At 44.2% G+C, this 15,655-nt stretch carries 21 protein-coding genes; 9 read left to right on the plus strand and 12 right to left on the minus strand.

Features of this window, described 5'->3' with window-relative positions; translation table 11 throughout:
* Positions 1-7 precede the first annotated feature (7 nt).
* Positions 8-4,528 carry a translocation/assembly module TamB domain-containing protein gene (locus tag E2K52_RS05405; RefSeq protein WP_151204133.1) on the plus strand — a complete coding sequence of 1,507 codons (4,521 nt, stop codon included), beginning with the start codon at positions 8-10 and terminating at the stop codon, positions 4,526-4,528.
* Between the two features lie 153 nt (positions 4,529-4,681).
* Positions 4,682-5,887 (plus strand): tyrosine-type recombinase/integrase, encoded by a 1,206-nt coding sequence (locus E2K52_RS05410; RefSeq protein ID WP_151204134.1) that lies wholly within the window; start codon positions 4,682-4,684, stop codon positions 5,885-5,887.
* On the opposite strand, the gene E2K52_RS05415 is transcribed toward E2K52_RS05410, so the two are convergent.
* The 12 genes from E2K52_RS05415 to E2K52_RS05460 form a co-directional block, all read right to left on the minus strand.
* Positions 5,884-6,150, minus strand: a complete 267-nt coding sequence (locus tag E2K52_RS05415) for a helix-turn-helix domain-containing protein (RefSeq protein WP_227548214.1) — start codon at positions 6,148-6,150, stop codon at positions 5,884-5,886. The genes E2K52_RS05410 and E2K52_RS05415 overlap by 4 nt on opposite strands.
* Entirely contained in the window at positions 6,140-6,400 is a 261-nt protein-coding gene (locus tag E2K52_RS05420; RefSeq protein ID WP_151204135.1) for a hypothetical protein, read from the minus strand. Before E2K52_RS05420 ends, E2K52_RS05415 begins: the two co-directional genes overlap by 11 nt.
* A complete protein-coding gene (locus tag E2K52_RS15190) occupies positions 6,397-6,558 on the minus strand; it encodes a hypothetical protein (RefSeq protein ID WP_171478812.1) in 162 nt (53 codons plus the stop codon). The genes E2K52_RS05420 and E2K52_RS15190 overlap by 4 nt, the downstream gene beginning before the upstream one ends.
* A gap of 3 nt (positions 6,559-6,561) precedes the next feature.
* Positions 6,562-6,738, minus strand: a complete 177-nt coding sequence (locus E2K52_RS15050) for a hypothetical protein (RefSeq protein ID WP_153228190.1) — start codon at positions 6,736-6,738, stop codon at positions 6,562-6,564.
* Complete coding sequence (locus E2K52_RS05425) at positions 6,731-7,138, minus strand: hypothetical protein (protein WP_151204136.1); 408 nt, start codon at positions 7,136-7,138, stop codon at positions 6,731-6,733. Before E2K52_RS05425 ends, E2K52_RS15050 begins: the two co-directional genes overlap by 8 nt.
* Positions 7,138-7,452 carry a hypothetical protein gene (locus E2K52_RS05430; protein ID WP_151204137.1) on the minus strand — a complete coding sequence of 105 codons (315 nt, stop codon included), beginning with the start codon at positions 7,450-7,452 and terminating at the stop codon, positions 7,138-7,140. Before E2K52_RS05430 ends, E2K52_RS05425 begins: the two co-directional genes overlap by 1 nt.
* On the minus strand, positions 7,449-8,108 hold the full coding sequence (locus tag E2K52_RS05435) for a PD-(D/E)XK nuclease-like domain-containing protein (protein ID WP_151204138.1): 660 nt from the start codon (positions 8,106-8,108) through the stop codon (positions 7,449-7,451). The genes E2K52_RS05430 and E2K52_RS05435 overlap by 4 nt, the downstream gene beginning before the upstream one ends.
* Complete coding sequence (locus tag E2K52_RS05440) at positions 8,105-9,025, minus strand: recombinase RecT (protein ID WP_151204139.1); 921 nt, start codon at positions 9,023-9,025, stop codon at positions 8,105-8,107. The genes E2K52_RS05435 and E2K52_RS05440 overlap by 4 nt, the downstream gene beginning before the upstream one ends.
* Position 9,026: 1 nt before the next feature.
* Positions 9,027-9,533 carry a hypothetical protein gene (locus tag E2K52_RS05445; RefSeq protein ID WP_151204140.1) on the minus strand — a complete coding sequence of 169 codons (507 nt, stop codon included), beginning with the start codon at positions 9,531-9,533 and terminating at the stop codon, positions 9,027-9,029.
* On the minus strand, positions 9,530-9,796 hold the full coding sequence (locus tag E2K52_RS05450) for a hypothetical protein (protein WP_151204141.1): 267 nt from the start codon (positions 9,794-9,796) through the stop codon (positions 9,530-9,532). The genes E2K52_RS05445 and E2K52_RS05450 overlap by 4 nt, the downstream gene beginning before the upstream one ends.
* Positions 9,793-10,116 carry a hypothetical protein gene (locus tag E2K52_RS05455; protein WP_151204142.1) on the minus strand — a complete coding sequence of 108 codons (324 nt, stop codon included), beginning with the start codon at positions 10,114-10,116 and terminating at the stop codon, positions 9,793-9,795. Before E2K52_RS05455 ends, E2K52_RS05450 begins: the two co-directional genes overlap by 4 nt.
* Before the next feature lie 231 nt (positions 10,117-10,347).
* Complete coding sequence (locus E2K52_RS05460) at positions 10,348-11,040, minus strand: helix-turn-helix domain-containing protein (RefSeq protein WP_151204143.1); 693 nt, start codon at positions 11,038-11,040, stop codon at positions 10,348-10,350.
* A gap of 131 nt (positions 11,041-11,171) precedes the next feature.
* Between E2K52_RS05460 and E2K52_RS05465 the strand changes: the two genes are divergently transcribed.
* The 7 genes from E2K52_RS05465 to E2K52_RS05490 form a co-directional block, all read left to right on the plus strand.
* Positions 11,172-11,408 carry a helix-turn-helix domain-containing protein gene (locus tag E2K52_RS05465; protein ID WP_151204144.1) on the plus strand — a complete coding sequence of 79 codons (237 nt, stop codon included), beginning with the start codon at positions 11,172-11,174 and terminating at the stop codon, positions 11,406-11,408.
* 59 nt (positions 11,409-11,467) lie between these two features.
* Positions 11,468-11,959, plus strand: coding sequence for a phage regulatory CII family protein (locus tag E2K52_RS05470; RefSeq protein ID WP_151204145.1), 492 nt, complete (start codon positions 11,468-11,470; stop codon positions 11,957-11,959).
* A gap of 51 nt (positions 11,960-12,010) precedes the next feature.
* Positions 12,011-12,682, plus strand: a complete 672-nt coding sequence (locus E2K52_RS05475; RefSeq protein ID WP_151204146.1) for a phage antirepressor KilAC domain-containing protein — start codon at positions 12,011-12,013, stop codon at positions 12,680-12,682.
* Complete coding sequence (locus tag E2K52_RS15055; protein WP_153228191.1) at positions 12,679-12,840, plus strand: hypothetical protein; 162 nt, start codon at positions 12,679-12,681, stop codon at positions 12,838-12,840. The genes E2K52_RS05475 and E2K52_RS15055 overlap by 4 nt, the downstream gene beginning before the upstream one ends.
* Positions 12,837-13,568, plus strand: a complete 732-nt coding sequence (locus tag E2K52_RS05480; protein WP_151204147.1) for a replication protein — start codon at positions 12,837-12,839, stop codon at positions 13,566-13,568. The genes E2K52_RS15055 and E2K52_RS05480 overlap by 4 nt, the downstream gene beginning before the upstream one ends.
* Positions 13,568-14,896, plus strand: coding sequence for a replicative DNA helicase (locus E2K52_RS05485; protein ID WP_151204148.1), 1,329 nt, complete (start codon positions 13,568-13,570; stop codon positions 14,894-14,896). Before E2K52_RS05480 ends, E2K52_RS05485 begins: the two co-directional genes overlap by 1 nt.
* A gap of 23 nt (positions 14,897-14,919) precedes the next feature.
* Positions 14,920-15,655: DNA cytosine methyltransferase (locus E2K52_RS05490; protein WP_201798509.1), on the plus strand; the 736-nt coding region annotated here is incomplete at its 3' end.

Below are 15,655 nucleotides of genomic sequence, written 5' to 3' on the forward strand. Positions count from 1 at the left end.
GTACGTTATGGTCGAAAACCAACCACAGCCGGAACAAGAACAACCAAAGAGAGTGCCAAAGCAGCGCCGTATATTGAGAAGTATCCTATTGTCGGTACTTTTCTCTATCATTTTTTTGCTCTCTGTTCTGGCAGTTCTGTTTTCGACTAATCAGGGCAGCAAGTTTTTGCTGGAACAGGTCATGCAACGCCAGCAGATTATTCATTATGAATATGAAGGCGGGAATTTATGGCGTGGGATCATTTTAAAAAATATCCTGGTCAGTCTGGAGGCTGTAGATGTCAAAATTGACCGGGCTGATGTTACCTTGGGCTGGCGTGCGATACTCAAAAAGGAAATCCATCTCAATAACGCAGATGTGACGCATTTGCAGGTGATTAATAAAGGTCCTTCCAGTAATGAGCCTTTTAAGTTTAATGCAATCCGTCTGCCTTTTGAGTTGCGTGTCGATCATCTGCTGCTTGACCATCTGCTAATTAAAACCCAGACCACTGCGGTGGATGTATTTAATATTGAATTAAATGATGCCTTATGGTCCGGAACTGAACTGAATTTTGAAGATTCCCGTATGGATATGGGGTATCTGTCGGTACGCGAAGCGAGCGGAAAAATGCAGTTTGAAGGCAAGTACCCACTTGATGCTCAAGGTATTGTAAATCTGCCTGCGTTAAGAGAAAGCCTGAATGTCCATGATATTCATCTACGGGCAAGAGGTACGCTGGATACGATTCAGGCCGGCGTTGCCACGAATACCCCTGATCTGCTGACCGGATGGGTAATCTTGCATCCGATGCGCCCTCATGTACCGATGAAAGGTGAGCTGAAGTTTAAAGAATATCACTGGCCAATTCTGCCTGAACAGAAGCTGTTTACTCAGGATGGTATTGCTGAATTTAATGGCAATATTGAACGCCTGAATTTAAATGTGCGCACTGACCTGAGCGGAGAAAATATTCCGCAAGGTGAATATAATGCGGTGATGCATACCGATCTGGTCAATCAGCTTAATATTAGCGACCTGAATGGACAGCTCATGAAGGGTTCAGTCAGTTTGGCAGGAACTGTGGGCTGGTCAGACCGGGTGGATTGGGATTTAAGCGGTCGTATGAATGGGATTGATCCCAAGCATGAACGTATTCCACAAGTACTTCAGGATTTTTTGCCGCCTAGTCTGGATGGCAAGATAGCCTCTGCAGGTCATCTGGAAAAGGGTATGCATCTGACCGCTCTGGTCGATTTTGACCGCTATGAAAGCTGGAAGATCAAGCTGGATCAAGCTCCACAAAAAGCTAACAAACCGGAACCGATGCTACTGGATGTTGCCTGGAATAATATTGATCGTGCTGTCCCTTATATTGGCTGGCTGAGCAGTGACTCAGGGGATGTCAAACTGGCACTACGAGAAGGTCAGCAAAACATCCATGTGGCGACCAAGGTGAGCAGACATGACGACGGCGTGCTACCGCCAGGAATGTATCGGGCGCAGCTTGATCTGAAAGATAATATTCTGCGAGTGCCAGACTTTAATTATGGTGCTGATGCACAGGCCGGCAGCTTAAGCGGTAATGCGGTCATTGAGTTGCCGGACGAAAAACGTCAGCTGAAATGGAGCGCCGTATTAAATGCCAAGGGGCTGAATACACAAACGATTGCTGCGGCTTCACCCATTGACCGTTTAAGTGGTCAAATCAAGGCGAATGGCTATGCGCAACCAAATCAGCAGATTATTAAAGTAACGGGTGTGGACTTAAGCGGCAGACTGGCTGATCAAAATGAAACCGTACATTTAAAAGGAACCAGTGGAATTGCCCTGTTATTCCATAATGAAAAAGCCGGCGGCGGATTTAAAGGCTATGCGATGAATTATAATGGTTCATTAAGCAGTAGCCAGTTAAAAGCCAGCAAAGGGATGCTTAAAGTACGCCTGTCTGGAACGCCGGATATGTTGCGTATCGCAGAGCTACGACATGATGGGATCGCCGGGAAAATCAATGCCAATGGTCGCGTTCATCTGGCTAAAGGAATTGGCTGGGATATTAACGCCTCACTCATACGTTTTAAGCCACAATATTTTAATGCCAAGCTGAAAGGCGAGATTTCAGGCAACATCCAGACCCGTGGGCTGTGGTCAGATCAGCTGAAACGTATCCAGATTCAGCGTTTGAACCTGGCTGGGATATTAAACGATAAACCGGTTCGGGGCACAGGTAATCTGGCGGTCATTATTAATTCAAATCAGCGTGGCTTTGTACCGGAGCAGTTTGAAGCCAATAACCTGTTTCTGTCTTATGCCAGCAACCAGATTCAAGCGACCGGCAATGCGCAGAACTTGCAGTTAAAAGTGAATGCACCCGCCTTGTATGAGTTATACCCAGGCTTGAAAGGCCGGGTACAAGGTTATATTAATATGCAGTCCCAGCCGCGTTTGCAGGCCTCAACCAATCTTGCGATTGATAATTTAGCCTTTAAGCGACTGTTCAGTGTGCAGCAGGTTCGGGTGCGCGGTCAGCTACCGACTTCACAAAACACACCGACTTTATTAACTGCAACCATGGAGCGCTTACGTAGCGGATCACGGGAAATTGCTCATGGAGAGGTTTCTCTGGCGGGTACCCGTTCTGCACATATTTTAAAGGTTCGGGCAGAAAACCGCCTGTCAAAATTCTTTATCCAGCTGGCGGGTGGTTTTAATGCGCAAAATAACTGGTTGGGCCAGATTCAAAATGGTGACTTTGACTCCTTAAGAACTCATCTGGTGCAACGTCAAAATGTAGCGGTGATTTATAATACTGCTCAATCTGATCTTTTCATTGGTGCCCATTGCTGGATGAGTCAGCAAAGCCAGTTGTGCTTTGATCAGCCTGTTCGGGTGAATCCAGCGCGAGGCAATGTCTCTTTTGTGACCAAAAACCTCGACCTGAATGACTTTAGTGCCTTCTTGCCTGAAGGCTTGGCTCTGACCGGTAAAATTAACGGTTATGCCAAAGCTTCATGGGCTAAAAATGCCAAGCCAAAAATTGATGCCCGTCTGGTCACCCGCAGTGGTGTGGTCGGACTGTCTTCTGAAGATCCGGAATATCTGGGTTCGACCCTTCAGTATGATGAAGTGGGGCTGATCGCCAAGAGTGTTGCCGAGGGTTTACAGATTCGTCTAGATGTGAAAACGCCGGATATTGGTACGGGTTATGCCAATGTCATTATTGATCCGTATCAGGACAGTAAGCCAATGCGTGGTGAGATTGCCTTTAATCAGGTGCAGCTCAAAGTGTTTAAGCCATTTGTTCAGGATATCCGAAATCTGGAAGGGATTTTATCCTATGCCGGTAAGGTGGGCGGCACACTAAGAGATCCATTACTTGAAGGCGAAGTCCGGGTGAAAGATGCTGCCATCAGTATGATTTCCTTGCCGGTGAATCTGACCAATGTCCAGCTTTATTCATCCATTCGCCAGAATAGCGCCACTATTAATGGTGCATTTAATAGTGGTCGTGGAGCAGGGACACTGACGGGTTCGGTTGATTGGAAAGGCGATCCGCGTGTTCAGTTAAAGCTGCAAGGGGAAAATCTGCTGATCCGTCAGGCACCGCTGATTGCTGCAGTGGTTACTCCTGATTTGTCCTTGGACATGTATCCATTAAATAAAAAGCTCAGCCTGCGTGGGAAAGTAGAGGTGCTACGTGCGCTAATTTCCATGCCAGAAGCCTCTGAGCCGGTGGTGGGGCTGTCTTCTGATGTGCGCGTTGTGCATGAGGGAGATGATCAATTGGCCATTTTAAATGCGGCACGTCCATGGGATATTCGAGCAGATGTTGCAGTGTCTTTAGGTGATCGGGTCATTTTCCAAGGCTTTAATAGCCGGATTCCACTGGCAGGTCGGGTTAATTTATCTCAGCGTGGTCTGGAAACAGCAATGCGGGCCAATGGTGCAATTGGGGTATCACAACGGGTGAAGATTGAGGCTTATGGTCAAAGTCTGGACCTGACCCGTGCTATTGCCCGTTTTAATGGTGAGTTGACAGATCCGACTCTGGATATTGATGCCAATAAAACTGTACAGGGCAGCACCGTGGGGGTGCGTGTAACCGGTACGGCATCGAGTCCAAATATCCAGATTTATAACGATGCGGGCCTGTCTGAACAGGAAGCTCTCAATGCCTTGATTACCGGGCGGATTAATGAAGGTGCCTCCAGTCTAAGCCAGGCGGAAGGCTTTAGGTCTGATGTTAACAATACTATTGCTGCGGCAGGGATCAGCTTGGGCTTAGGTGGTACCCGTGCATTAACCAACCAGATTGGCCGGAGTTTTGGTCTAAGCGGTCTGGCACTGGATGCGGAGGGTACAGGTGATGATACGCAAGTATCGCTAACAGGTTATATTACGCCAGATCTTTATATCCGTTATGGGGTCGGGGTATTTACACCAGTCAACAAATTGACTTTACGTTATCAGGTAAACCAGCGTTTATATCTGGAAGCGAGTCAGTCTCTCGAACGGGCCATTGACTTGTTCTATAACTGGCGTTTCTAGTGGTATGAAAATTTAAATCCTCATAAGCCTTTATTTTATATAATTTTTTATGGGTAATAATCTACATTATATTTTTAAGTGTAGACTATATGTAGACTGTTGAGTAATTTCAGGCTTAAAATGCAAGTGTCGAATTTGTAGATTAAGCTTGAAATGAAACTCAACAAGACTAATGTTGATGCTATTGGATTGACTGGAAAAGGGCAAGCCATCTATCGTGACTCAGACCTGATTGGTTTTGCAGTCCGAGCCACCACTAGAAGTAAATCCTATATTGTCGAGCGCCGGCATGCTGGAAAGTTATTCCGTGTGACGCTAGGTAAGACTAATGAGATTACACCTGCAGAAGCTAGAAAAAAGGCTCAGTCTATTTTGGCTGACATTGCCAATGGTGTTTTTGAGAAGAAAAAGGATGCTCTAAATAATGAAATGACCTTAAGTCAGGCATTTGACCTTTACTTAAATCAGCGAAAATTAAAACCACTTTCAATCACTACTTATAATCACTGTATTGATACTTTCCTTTCCGACTGGAAAGAGCGACCTATATTTGAAATCAATAAAAAGGATGTATTCGACCGGTTCATTAAGCTAACTGAATATAGTCCTACTCAAGCCAACCTTACTTTAAAAATGTTCGGATCTATCTGGCGATTTGCCCAGGTGCATTGCTCTACGGATGAAAATCCAATCCTCAAGCACAACCCAGTTGATGTGATACCTGCAAAGCGCGGATGGAACAAGACGAAAGCGCGTACTCGTCACCTGGATGAAAGTAATATTTACACTTTTTACAATGCGGTGCTGAATTATTTCACTGAGCGTTCTTTATATGAAGATGCCTCTAAGAATGCTACCCGCGATCTGGTGCTATTCATCATGTATACCGGGTGCCGTAGAAATGAGGCCCAAACATTGAGATGGGAAAACGTAGACATCGAAAAGGGTTTGTTTGTATTTAAAGATCCGAAGAATGGTGATGACCACTTGTTGCCAATGGGTGATCACTTATTTGAAATTATCAAACAGCGTTACGAGCTGCGAAGAAACGAGTATGTTTTCCCGGGTTCCAACATGACTTCAAATGCAAAGCATATTGCAGGTGCTCAGGGTTTATTAAAAACCATTGGTGAACAGACCGGCATTCATATTTCACTGCACGATTTACGTCGAACCTTTGCGACGATCTGTAATAATCTGGATTATGGCCCATACACAATTAAGAGATTACTCAACCACAGGTCCGGTGCCAAAAATGATGTGACTGGTGGTTATGTGCAGGTATCACTCAAAAAACTACGGCTTGCAATGAATGACATTGAAGCCGTATATCAGGGTAGGCTCAACTGCTTTGATTAAGAGGCAAGTTGAGCTGTATTCATAACTGTCTGTCGCTCTTGGTAGGCCAGAACATCCGCTTTTTTGTAGGTAACACGTCGGCCCACCTTGGTATAGGGGATTCCACCACCTACACAGCGCAAGCGCTGCAAGGTATGGATGGAGCAGGAGAGATAAATTGCCACATCTTCCTGCGGAAACAATTGTTGATCTGATGCAGCAAGGAAGCGATCTAGACGCATATCTTTGTCTTGCTGCGACATTTCATTTAGCTTAATTCTCACTTTTCACCTCCATACAACTTTCCACATCTGCGATGGCTTGTTTTAGTTGCTCAGACTTGTAGTTGTCTGGCACATATTCTTTAGCCTTTTTAAGGCCGCCTAATCTTTCAACCAACTCATGACTTTCAACAAGGCGTTTTAGGTCATTAAGAAGAATTGAGAAATGCGGGTCATTGGTTGTATCAATTCCGTTCACAAGCCTAGTGGTAGCAAACCATCCAAACTTTTTCACAAACTCATTCGCTTTCATGGCAGCCCCTTACAACTTTCTTCTGGTGACTCCGGCAACCCAAAAAACTCATTCAAGGCCTTATCAAACTCACCATCAGCAATGAATTGATCCATCAGGTTTACTTGCTTATCGATCTCTAATTCTTCGTCGACAATCTTTTGCTGAATTTCAGTCATTACTTAATCCTCCAACCCTTCATACTCTGGATACTCATCATAAAAAGCATCATGAGGGGATTTACCACTTTCGAAATCTGGCATCCACGCCTCTTCATCCACATTGTCATGGCCGACATGCATATCAAATAAAGAAGCCAAAACATTGAACCAATTTTCTTTATTCATTGAGTTAGTCATTGGCTGGCTCCTGTGCTTCGATCATGGCTTTATATTCTTCAAAGTCGCAATTATTTGGATCAGTATCTGTAATTAGCTCTTGGATCTGACAAGCTAAACGCCACCATTCCATATTTCTAGGGTTTTTAGACTCAAAAGGGAATGGTTTTGATTTATCGCGCTGGAAGCGGTTTGCACTAGCCAGTAAATCAACCAACTGAATGGTCTGATCAATAATTTCAGAGTCAGCTCGACCTTCCGGCACCGCTTGGGCTTTGGCTTGCCATGCTACCCATTGAGCATTCGCATAACCAACAGCATAAGAATTATCTTTTTCCACGTAATCGCAAGATATTTGACGACCGTTATGGAATGATTCCCACCAATTTTCAAACGCTTCTCTTTCTTTCTGAATATCCATCACGCCACCTTCGCCAGATTATTCATCATCACAGCTCTGCGAAATTTGCCAGCCATGGCCCATTTCAAGTCATCAACAAAGCTTTTCCCATTGTTGAAATACTGCTTTAAAAACACTTCATAACGCCCGGACAAATAATCATCCAGATCATAAAATTCCTTTACCTCGTGGCGCTCAAAAGGGATTACGCCACGCTTTGTTGACCCGTTACACTCTTTAGTAATAACCATCAGGTTCTTTTTGAGTGTAATTTTATGGCCACCGCGCTCCAGCCATTCTAGGAATGCGGCTGATATACTGTTGGGTAGTCTCATGCTGCTTTCACTCCCTTGCTACGTTCAGCCATAAGCTTTGCGTAATACTTCTGACAGTGCGGAATCTTGTCTTTGATCTTCTGGATGATTGCCTCATCACGCTCAATAGTCACAGTGGTCAGACGTTCACGAATGTCGATAGCTTCAACCATATCGATCAGTTGCTCCCGATCATCCCAGTCCTTTGTAAGCTCAATAGGGGTGGGGAATAGCCAGAAATCCACCTCAGCAACTTGGCATTCATACAGCCACATGTACGCCTGCATCTGAACGTCATAGCCTGCTTTTTTAACCTTCTCCATGGCTTCATCAACAAAGAAAGGATGGGTGCTAATATCCCAGGTGCACTTAGTATCAATGATCAGTTTGCGTTCCAGATCCAGCACATCACACTCACCGGTGATCAGGTCATTGCTGACCCGGCCAACATGTTTTGTGAGCTTGCGAAATCGCATCTTTCCAGACATTTCAATTGCCAAATCCTCAAGCAAATTCCCTTTAGCCGTGTACTGATTGCCAGTGAATGAGCGGAATCCATAAAGGTCTTCTTTCACAATCTTGCGAATAGAGTTTTTGGCATCACTTGTAAGCACTTCGCTTTTCAGCTTTGGCGTACCAATCAGATTGCTCAAGGAAGAGCAGCGAAATAACTTCATGGCAGCACCTCCACAGCTTGACGTTGTACATCTGTCAGCGCGTATTCACTCAGCACATAGTCTTTCTCGAATGCGCCTGCTTTAACTTGCTCAAGAAGCACCGGAAACTCAGCATCTGGAACAGTCATTTTGGTTTCGATAGCACCAACACTTTCGTTATGGTCGATGTAATCAAAATCATTGGTTTCCACATCACGAACAATTGCCTGATCCGCAAGTTGTGCTGTCTGCATCTCAATTGAAAGTGGTGCCTGTTTTGATAGCAAGAGCTTAGTCACAGTCTTAAGAGCCATGGATTCAAAATTATCTTTCCAGACACCAGAACCATATTTGAATGACTGGCTGTATTTGCCCGCATGCTTTTTCACATCAGCAGTGCTCATGTAAAGCTCAGCAGTAAAGCCATTCAGCAACTTAAAGAAAGCCACATAACCAATTGCTTCACCCTGATTTGGAACTGTCCAGTCGAACTCATAGCCAAGCAGGGGATTTGCTGAAATCAATTGACCTTCAAATACTGGTGTTGCTGCAATACGTGCAAACTGACCTGAACGCTGTGCCAACTGAATAAAGCCTTTGTATCCCATCTGGAATTGAGCTTCTAAAGACTCAGACCACTTGCCTTGAGCATCTTTGAACTTGCGCTTGTATGGAACAATGTAAGCAAAGCCAAGATTGTTATTGATTGGTAGATCAAGCGTTGCTGCCATCATTGCCGCATTGATTACCGTTGCAGGTACTGCGCCTTTAAGCTGTGGCTGATTCGCTACCTGCATAACTGACGCAAGGAAGCCTTGAGTTTTCTTACCAAGCACTTCTTCAAATTTTTGGCGGATTTTTGCGTCTGATACATAAGCTTTGATCGACTTAGGATCATGCTCAGCAACCTGATTTTCTGTTTTTACTGGTGCATTCATCTCAAACCACCTCTTCAAATAGTTGTTCCGCGTACTCATTCACAAGACGCTGTAATTCTTTAATCTGCTCATCCGTCAGCGCAAATGTCTGACCTTCTTCAGCTTCAAAGTTCCAAACATCTAGTAAGGTCACAGGTGTATCTTTCACCACAAGCCAAGAATCAATATCAACTGGCTCGGCATATCGCATATCACCATTCTGACTACGCATTTGCGTCATCGTGTGAGGTAATACAGGCATTGAACAATCAGCCGTTGCCCATAGGTTTTCACCGATTTGACGATACAGACCAAAGGTCAGCACGTTATCTTCAATCGAAACATCCAGATCCACTTTGAAGCTCGGCAGGTCTGAGAAGTACAAATCACGTGTAAAATCTTCATTCACCTTGCAGCTTGTTACTCGAGTGCTATGCCCATCGCGGCACAGGAATAAAGACTGGTTTCCGATGTGGTGGATAGGACGCATTGCAGCACCACATCCACAGAATTGAGCGTAAGTGTTCATGCTTCCCCCTCATTCCATTCAAAGTCTTCACCAAGCTGATCAGAGTTATCTGTATCAACCAGAATCACAGAGATAATTTCCCAATCAGGCAGAGCATCAGAGGTTTTCTTGATTAACTCCGGTAGAGAGGTATCGCCATTCGAGATCATTGATGCAATCTCACTCATGGTAAAGCCATCTCCCAAAGTAGCTAAAGCGGCGTGATAGGCTTCACCTTCGCTAACCTCCTTGCGAATGCGCACTTGATATTTTTTAGTACTCACTTCACACCCCCAGCAATCGCAGCATTAATCTTTTCAATCTCATAACGATCAACGTATGCATTCACAACTTGGTCAAAGTGAGTGACATTGAGAATGTCTAGAAACTCAACTGAGCCATTATCCAAGCGGTAATCCACAAATATGTCGTATTCGCCAGCCTTTACTTTTGCGGTGCAGTATTCAAAGCAAGTTGATTTTTCAACAACATAAGACGGGGCAACGATTTCGATTTGCGGCTGGTCTAAAGACTCAGCTTGAGCAAAGCAGCCTGTTAGCCCGATGGCCAAAGCTGTATTGATTAATATTGGTTTTAGATTCATAATTCATTTACTCACTGTAGGGGTGGGTCACGCTCCAGGTAGTTGCCATCTACGCTGGGGCTTTTTTGTTGTTTCGATGAAATTATTAAACCAAAGGTATAAGCATAAAGCAAGAGAAAATTAAACCAAAGGTGAAATTTAGTTAAAATTAGGTTTAAATATTATTTGATAGACAAAACAAAACCCGCTCGAAAGCGGGCTATCCCTAGTGATTGCTAAGGGTAAATAGGTTTAATACTTAAACTCTCTATGGTGCTGCACAACAACCCCAATAATAGAGATTTCAATTTGCGTGGAATTGTAAGTAGGGAAGTCAGGGTTTAGTGGTACCAACTCAATAACATCCACACCATGCTCATTAATTCCAATAACGCGATATTTTTTAAATGTTGTCAAGGCTGAGCCGTGCTGAATCTCTTGAGCCACCACCAGGGACCCCGGAACAGGAGCTTTCGCTGCATCCACCACAATCTCATCGCCAGGTAAAAACTCTGGAGCCATGCTCATCCCATCAATAGTTAGTGAGAATACCGCCCTAGGGTCCACACCCTCATAACTTGTATATGTTTTGCCTTTGGGGTGAAGCCCATCATAAGCCACCTCTCTCCATAGGCCCGCTTGAACAAAATCGAGCACCGGAATCTCCCTTAATATCTTCCCTGTTGGCTTTACATTTCCATACTCCTGGGTAATGACAGGCTTGGCCTTTTCTACCTGAGCCGATATAGGTTCTCCACCAGTCATAAGCCACCCAATATCAACCTCAAGAATCCCAGCTAGCTTCTCCAAAGTATCTTTGCTTATCTGACCCTTCTTCCACTTCGATGGTGCTTGAGGGCTAAGACCAATCATAGTTGAAGCTTTCGACCATGAAAGTTTTTTGGCACTTAACGCCTTTTGTAAACGATCAACAATAGTTTCCATATCTACACACTTTAACCTTTGGTTAAATTATCAAGTAAAAATCGGCCGAAAGGAATCAACCATAGGTTGCATTAAAATGTAACTGGTGGTTTAATTAACCAAGTCTATATGGTTTAACTTAGGTTTAAATTATGAATCCCATGCAAAAAGCAATTAGTGCTGTAGGTGGGCGAACAAAAGCCGCAAGCCTACTAGGCATTTCCTATGTGGCAGTTCGGAAAATGGAAGAGAGAGGATCACTCCCTAGAACCGACTACACAGGCGAAACAAGTTACGCACAAACACTGGCTAGCAACAGCAATGGTCTTATCACAAGGGACTGGCTCATGGATAAAGCTAACCCCAAACACCACACCGTTGCTGCTTAAACCAATTATCAACAATTCAAAGCGTTACGAATACGTGAGATTTAACAAAGGATTCACAAATGGAATTAAGTAAAGAAGCTCAAGCGGCAATCTTTAAGATGATCAAGCAGACCAAAGGCATTTCGCCTAAGCAAATTGCAGAAGTCACTGGTGATTCACATAACACGATTTGCAATTACGCAAATCCAAACATGGAAAACCATATTCCAAGCTTGAAAAAGATCGAAGCAATCCAGTCTTTCACTCGCAGTCCTGAACTAATCAAAGTATGGGCGCATGAATTAGGGTTTGTTTTGGTTCCGGTAAGCTCTTCAGGTGCGAGTCATCGCGAATTATCAATTGTTGAAGCAATGCTTCAAACAAATATCGCTACAGGGCAGGCAACCAAAACTGTGTATGACGTCCTAGAGGACAGCATTGTTACGCCAAAGGAGTATGAGGAGGCTCATGAATATCTAAAGAAGATTCAGGAATTTGCAGCTGCCACAGATGAGGCTCTAAAGAAGGCTGCAGGCAAATATATCAATTCAACACATAAAGAAAAAGCCTGATGTACTAGATCAGGCTTTTCCGGTTGTTCACTAACTAACAGGAAAGTAAACATGAATATGATGACACAATTTAATCATAATCGAAATAGTATAACAAGCCTTGATATTTCAGAACTTGTTGGCTCTGAACATCATCACGTGCGCATTTCAATTGAGCGTTTAGCTAAACGCGGAGTAATTCAACTCCCTCCAATGCGTAAAGTTGAAAATATTCAATCACTTAGCCCAAACAGATACACAAGCGTTTATATCCTCACTGGCGAACAAGGCAAATTAGACTCAATTACTGTAGTCGCTCAACTTTGCCCAGAGTTTACAGCAGCATTAGTAAAACGCTGGTATGAACTAGAAAACCAAAACGCTGCACAACTCCCCCAAACTTTTGCTGAAGCACTTCAACTAGCAGCCGATCAAGCGCGCCAATTAGAACTTGCAGCACCGAAAGTCCAATACTTCGACACAGTAGTCGAACGCTCAACACTGCTAAATGCTACCCAAGTCGCTCAAAAGCTTGGTATGTCAGCTATGGCAATGAATAAGCATCTTGACCAACTCAATGTCTACAGTCGTGGCGTTAAGCGTGCACGTGTGTTCCAGCAATGGTTTATCGACAAAGGCTTAGGTGAGCTGAAACAGACAGAACTCGGCTTTTCACAACCAATGTTCACTACAAAAGGTGAGGCGTGGGTCATTGAAAAGTTAGTTGGTGAGGGGGTGGTATGAACAGAGCAGCACTACTTGAAACCGAATTACAGCGCCGGATCGATAATTTTCAAAAGGCTGTAGTGGCATTCACTCTCAATGAAACACTTGAAAGCGCACATCGTTTGGCTATTGCCAAAATTGAGTTATCCAACTTCATTATTGGGGCGAAGATATGAGTAATTTCATCCCTAATAGTTTCCAGTTGCCCAATGCTTTTGTTGATGAAGCAATGAAAAAGTTAAGTCCTACAGCAAACATGCTGTACATCGTTATTGTTCGAAAAACTCGTGGTTGGCAGAAAAATAAGGACGCTATCTCATTAACTCAATTTGAGGAAATTACCGGTCTATCAAGGAAGACTGTAATCAAGGCAACTAACGAGCTTATTGAGTTTGGTTTCGTGAAAGAGTATGCGCAAAAGAATGCCAAAGCAGCGAAATCTTATGCTCTAAATGATGGTGTATTTTCTACACTAGTAGAATCTCCACTAGTGGAAAATTTACACCGTACTAGTGGAAAAAATCCACCAGTTACTAGTGGAAAAATTCCACACACAAAAACAACTATTAAAACAACTAACCCAAAACAAGGGGTGTACTCAGAAGACTTTGAAAAATTCTGGGAATCATATCCTCGTTGTAAGCGTAAATCAGACAAGTCGGGAACATTTAAAACTTTTGAGAAATACAAATCAGTTGTGACTACTGAAACATTGATCAAAATCCTGAACGCTCAAAAACAAGATCAATCTTGGATTAAACAGGATGGTGAATTTATTCCAGCACCAACTGCATGGTTAAACCAAAAGAATTGGGAGAATGATTACTGGACAACTCAAGCACCAGTATTTAGTCAACCAGCACCAAACCCTCAAAACCTTCAAGCTGACATGGGGGACTGGTAATGATTGAACTTCACAGCAACTCAATCGAGCAATGTGTACTTGCTGCACTGATGACAGTTCAAAACTCACTTGAAACCGTGATGAATGATCTGGATGAAAACTGCTTCTACGCAAACCGTCATCAAGAGATCTACAAGGCCATTACCGACCTTGCCAACGAAAACAAGCCATACGATGTGGTATTCGTTGAACAGAAACTGAATGAGAAAAATTCACTGGTTGGTGTAAGCCCTGCTGAATACCTGATGACATTGATGGCAGATGCACCATCGAGTTTCTATAACCTTGAATCTTATGTTGCTGAACTCAACAAGCTGAAAGCACATCGTGAAGTTGAAAAGATGGGCCGAAGCATTCAGGAAGTGGCAAGAGACTTAACCGTGCCTGACGTGCATAACGCTGCTGAAAATATCCTGAACAAGGCGACCACTAATGAGAAATTGGAGAAGTCTAGTTTCACGTTTGCTGAAGCATTAAAACGCGCTGGTGATCAGTTAATCCAGAAAGCAGAGGCCAAGGCTAACAAGCAGTACACAGGCGTTAAATTCAACCTACCTCATCTGGACAACGTAGTGGGCACCATTCAGCGCGGACACTTTTGTGTGATTGGTGGTAGACCAGGATCAGGAAAGTCCACTCTGGCGCAAATGGTGGCGATTCAGACCGCTATGCAGTTCAAGGAAGCGGTACTGGTGGTATCTGCTGAGATGGATGTGGAGACATTTACCAATCGCTGTATCTCAGCACTGACTCAGATTCCATACGACAACATCCACAATGCTGACCTATACGACGGAATGATCAAGGAGTTTGCGGGCGCTCAGGATCGTTTTAGCAAGCTACCGATTCACATCGAAGACAAGCAAAAGCCGACCATTGCAGAGATTCACTCTTATGCACGTAAGGCCAAGCGTAATTACAAAAAATTAGGCTGCATCATCATTGATTACCTACAACTGGTACGCGATCCGACCAAGAAGGACCGCTACCAGGAGGTCAGTTCAATTAGTCGTGATTTGAAGGCGATGGCAAAGGAATTTGATTGTCCAGTTATCGCACTGGCACAGCTCAACCGTGAATCTGAAAAGGGCAAACGTCCAAAGGCATCTGATTTGAAAGAGTCTGGCCAGATTGAGCAAGACGCGGATCAGATTTTATTGGCCCATCCAATCGTGAACAGTGATGATGAAATGCCAAGTGGTATTACAGAAATCATTATCGCTAAAAACCGTCATGGCAAAAAAGGCGTAGTTCGGGTGATGGATCGTTTGGATATTTGTCGCTTTGCATCGGTACGAGTAGAGGAAAGCGCAGGGGGTGGGGTGTGAAGGATCTGCACGACAACCTAACAATCGATTGGCTTGAACAAACAAAAAATAAAGGTGGTTTAAATGAGTTGGCTCTTTTCGCAGGCGCTGGTGGTGGAATACTCGGATCGCATCTCTTGGGGTGGAACACAGTCTGCGCAGTTGAACGTGATGCCTACGCAGCACAAGTTTTGGCGCAACGACAAAACGATGGAATTCTCAAAGCTTTCCCAATTTGGTCTGACATTACAACTTTTGACGGAAAACCATGGAAAGGAATTATTGACGTTATATCTGGCGGATTTCCATGCCAGGACATCAGTTCCGCAGGTAAAGGTGCAGGGATCAATGGAGAACGTTCCGGTCTTTGGTCAGAAATGGCACGAATTATCGATGAAGTACGACCTCAATACGTGTTCGTGGAAAACTCACCAATGCTTGTTTCCAGAGGACTTACCCGAGTCATCAGTGACCTTGCCGAAATGGGGTATGACGCGCAATGGACACGTTTTTCAGCATCTAACTTTGGAGCGCCCCATCAGCGTGACCGAATCTGGATTGTTGCCCACACCCAAAGCCACAGATTCTCGATCGAGGACTTCACCAAGCGATTTTCTGCGCAAGTCACCAGGACTAGAAACAGTAGTCAATATGTGGCCAACACCGAAAGCGTCGGACTGGAACAAGCGGGGGAAAGTCAGTCCTCATCCTCGCAACGGTCTTGCGGGAGCTGTAATGAACTTTCCAACCCCAACTGCTTCAGATGCAAACAAGTGGAGC

It is taken from the genome of Acinetobacter sp. RF14B (genome assembly GCF_006864105.1).
Lineage (GTDB): Bacteria > Pseudomonadota > Gammaproteobacteria > Pseudomonadales > Moraxellaceae > Acinetobacter > Acinetobacter lwoffii_C.